At 72.3% G+C, this 1,175-nt stretch carries 1 protein-coding gene; it reads left to right on the forward strand.

Features of this window, described 5'->3' with window-relative positions; translation table 11 throughout:
* Positions 1 to 350 precede the first annotated feature (350 nt).
* Positions 351 to 1,175: L-2-hydroxyglutarate dehydrogenase (gene lhgD, locus L0P92_RS44545; RefSeq protein ID WP_234768825.1), on the forward strand; the 825-nt coding region annotated here is incomplete at its 3' end.

Raw genomic sequence — 1,175 nt, forward strand, 5'->3', positions numbered from 1 at the left:
GGGCTGGGGTCAGGATCCGGGACCGGACCGGGGGCCGAGCCAGGGGCAGGACCCGGGGCAGGGCCGGGGGCAGGCGTCTCATGGAGGTGCCGTTTCGTTCAGTGCCGCTGTGTCGCACCGAGGCGGCAGTCCGGGGTGATCCGCCGCATCGTCGAAGCGGTGCGTGAACTCCTCGTGGCGGAATCGCGGCGGACGAATGGCCGGAATTCCCGCCCTTGCCCAAGGTTCCCCCTGGGAATCGTCAGGCCGGGGCAGGCGGACCGGGCATCCCCGTACCGGTGCCGTGGCCCCCGGGGTTTGAGTGCGTTGTCAGTGGCGCAAGGCATTATCGAAACCGGGAGGTGGGGCAGGTGCGGACGCTCGCTTACGACTGTGACGTGCTCGTCATCGGCGGTGGGATCGTCGGGCTGTCCACGGCGTATGCGATCACGCGTGCCGCGCCGGGGACGCGGGTGACCGTCCTGGAGAAGGAGCCGGGTCCGGCCCGGCACCAGACGGGGCGCAACAGCGGGGTCATCCACAGCGGGATCTACTACCGGCCGGGGTCGCTGAAGGCGCGGTACGCGGTGCGGGGCGCCGCCGAGATGGTCAAGTTCTGCGCGGAGTACGGCATCGCGCACGCCGTCACCGGCAAGCTGATCGTCGCGACCGAGCGGCAGGAGCTGCCGCGGCTGCACGCGCTGGTGCAGCGCGGCCGGGAGAACGGCATTCCGGTACGGGAGCTGGGTGTCGCGCAGATCGCGGAGTACGAGCCGGAGGTGCGGGGGCTCGCGGCCATACACGTCGGGACGACGGGTGTGTGCGACTTCGTCGGGGTCGCGCGGCAGCTCGCCGAGGCGTCCGGGGCGGAGATCCGGTACGGCGCGGAGGTCGAGCGGGTGGACCGGCGGGCGGAGCTGGGGGTGGCGGTGCGGACCACGCGCGGGGACGTGGTGCGGGGGCGGGTGCTGGTGAACTGTGCCGGGCTGTACTGCGACGAGGTGGCCCGGATGACGGGGGACGAGCCGGAGGTGCGGATCGTGCCGTTCCGGGGGGAGTACTACTCGCTGGCGCGGCCCGAGCTGGTGCGGGGGCTGGTGTATCCGGTGCCGGATCCGGCGTTTCCGTTCCTCGGGGTGCATCTCACGCGTGGGATCGACGGGGATGTGCACATCGGGCCCAACGCGGTGCCGGCG

The organism is Streptomyces muensis (genome assembly GCF_021474425.1).
In the GTDB taxonomy this organism is placed as follows: Bacteria; Actinomycetota; Actinomycetes; order Streptomycetales; family Streptomycetaceae; genus Streptomyces; species Streptomyces muensis.